The 2,362-nt window shown below is 48.7% G+C and carries 2 protein-coding genes; one reads left to right on the forward strand and one right to left on the reverse strand.

All coding sequences use genetic code 11. The features are described from left to right. The first annotated feature begins 186 nt into the window (after nucleotides 1-186). Nucleotides 187-1,488: a TrpB-like pyridoxal phosphate-dependent enzyme gene (locus AC1HCM_RS07615; protein ID WP_479461170.1), complete on the forward strand. Its 1,302-nt coding sequence runs from the start codon at nucleotides 187-189 to the stop codon at nucleotides 1,486-1,488. Here the strand turns inward: AC1HCM_RS07615 and AC1HCM_RS07620 are convergent. Beyond that, complete coding sequence (locus tag AC1HCM_RS07620) at nucleotides 1,485-2,216, reverse strand: SWIM zinc finger family protein (protein ID WP_479461171.1); 732 nt, start codon at nucleotides 2,214-2,216, stop codon at nucleotides 1,485-1,487. The two genes, AC1HCM_RS07615 and AC1HCM_RS07620, sit on opposite strands and share 4 nt — an antisense overlap. Nucleotides 2,217-2,362: the final 146 nt, after the last annotated feature.

The raw sequence follows: 2,362 nt of genomic DNA on the forward strand, positions 1-2,362 counted from the left end.
AGTATTGAGGGGAAGCTCCGCTGGGGATTTCCGACGTATTGCAGCGCTTCCCTTATCCTCTCAAGGGTGGGCTCGATGTGGTAATCCCTGTTCCTGTAAAGGTCCCAGAGCTTCATGGGTAAATGAAATTAAGGCGCCCACGAGCCTTTTCAAGTTAAAATTTCCCTTTAAAGGAGGTTATGAGAGGTGAGAAAGTACCTGCTTCCTGAAGGAGAGATTCCCAAAAGGTGGCTCAACATCATTCCCTTACTCCCGGAACCACTTGAGCCTCCCCTTGACCCCCAAACTAAGGAGCCAATTTCACCCGAAAAGCTCCTAGCTATATTCCCGGAGCCCCTCGTGGAACAGGAGGTCTCCGACAAGGAGTGGATAGACATACCGGAGGAGGTCCTTGACATTCTATCCCTCTGGAGACCAACACCCCTTCACAGGGCAAAGAATCTGGAAGAGTTCTTAGGCACTCCCGCAAAGATCTTCTACAAGAACGAGAGCGTCTCTCCACCGGGGAGCCACAAACCCAACACAGCGGTCGCTCAGGCTTACTACAACAAGGTTTCCGGTGTAAAGAGGCTGACAACAGAAACAGGAGCGGGGCAGTGGGGAAGTGCCCTATCCTTTGCAACCCAGTTCTTTGATATTGAGTGCAGGGTCTATATGGTCAGGGTGAGCTACAATCAAAAGCCCTACAGAAGGATTCTTATGGAAACTTGGAAGGGAGAGGTTATACCCTCACCCAGCCCCTACACCAACGCAGGCAGGCAGTTCTACGAGAAGGATCCCGAGCATCCCGGAAGCCTTGGGATAGCTATAAGCGAGGCTATTGAGGAGGCGGCAACGAGGGAGGATACCAAGTACTCTCTGGGAAGCGTCCTGAACCACGTCCTCCTCCACCAGACCGTTATCGGACTTGAGGCGAAGAGGCAGATGGAAGAGGCGGGCTACTATCCGGACGTTGTTATAGGGGCGGTCGGAGGAGGAAGCAACTTTGCCGGGCTCTCTTTCCCCTTCTTGGCGGACAAGCTCCATGGTGATAGGGAGAGCCTGAAGGTCCTTGCCGTTGAACCCGAAGCCTGCCCAACCCTCACAAAGGGCGAGTACAGGTACGACTTTGGAGATACGGTAGGTCTGACACCTCTCATTAAGATGTACACCCTCGGACACGAGTTCGTACCCCCTCCAATACATGCGGGAGGACTCAGATACCACGGAGACGCACCTCTTGTGTGTAAGCTTTACGACCTGGGCTACATAGACGCCGTAGCCTACAGACAGACAGAGGTTTTTGATGCGGCGTTGACCTTCGCGAGAACAGAGGGGATAGTTCCGGCTCCCGAGTCTTCCCACGCTATAAAGGCTGCAATAGACGAGGCTTTAAGGTGCAAGGAAACGGGAGAGGAAAAGGTCATCCTATTCAACCTCTCGGGACACGGCTACTTTGATCTATCAGCCTACGACAAGTACCTGAGGGGTGAGCTGGAGGACACTTAGAGTCCTGCGAAGGCGAAGGCAGGCTCTTTGCAAGAAACCGCAGGGTCCTCTTTGAGGAGAGCCTTAAAGGTCGCCTTATCTTTATCTGAGAAGAGTTTGAAAATCCTGCCGGGTGAGCCTATGAGCATACCATAGTTTTCCCCTAAACCCTTTAAATACTCGTAAAAAACCTTTCCCCTTTCACCTTCGGGCAGGCTCTCTATAAAAACAGCTACAAGCTTATCAAGGTAAAGAGGCTCTTCCTCTATGTAGGGTATATATCCTTCCTCATAATCTTCTTCAAGCTCCTTGGTAAGTCTCACCAGAAACTTCAGAACCTCCTCGGAACTATGATTACTGATCACACCTTTCCAGTTTTGAATGCTGAACTCAAGGAGTCCGTAATCATATACTACCTTCTTCAGTTCCCTCTCAAAATCGCTCAAGGGCACAGGTTCTTCATTCCCGCTCTGTGCAAAACTTAAAAGGAGTGCAACAGCATGTTTACATCTATCATCGTAAGGGCAGGTGCAGGCAACATACAGCCCATCCTCGTTCAAGAATACGTCCGTGTAATACAGAGTTGAGCCTTCTACTGAGCCGTGTATGTAGTTATCCGAAAGGATAAGCTTCTCCTTTACCCTGCCTTCGTTCGCATACCTTCTTCCCCTTTCAACTATTTTGGGCTCAAAGTACCAGAACAGAGTACTTAGTTCACCCTTTTCAATAAGCTCTTTCAAGCTCTCCATCTTAAGAATATTATTATTATCTAAAGTTTTGCATGAAGTGAGTGCTTTTATATCAAGTTTTCAGAATATTAGAAATATCAATAACTTACGATTTGTACAGTTTATTGCAATAAGCTCTCAAAAAGAATTTATTTTCACAAATGCTT

It is taken from the genome of Hydrogenivirga sp. (assembly GCF_056450045.1).

What these genes read in the sequence shown, in the direction of transcription:
- AC1HCM_RS07620 (WP_479461171.1), bottom strand. Translation starts at nt 2,216, where the DNA reads ATGGAGAGCTTGAAAGAGCTTATTGAAAAGGGTGAACTAAGTACTCTG.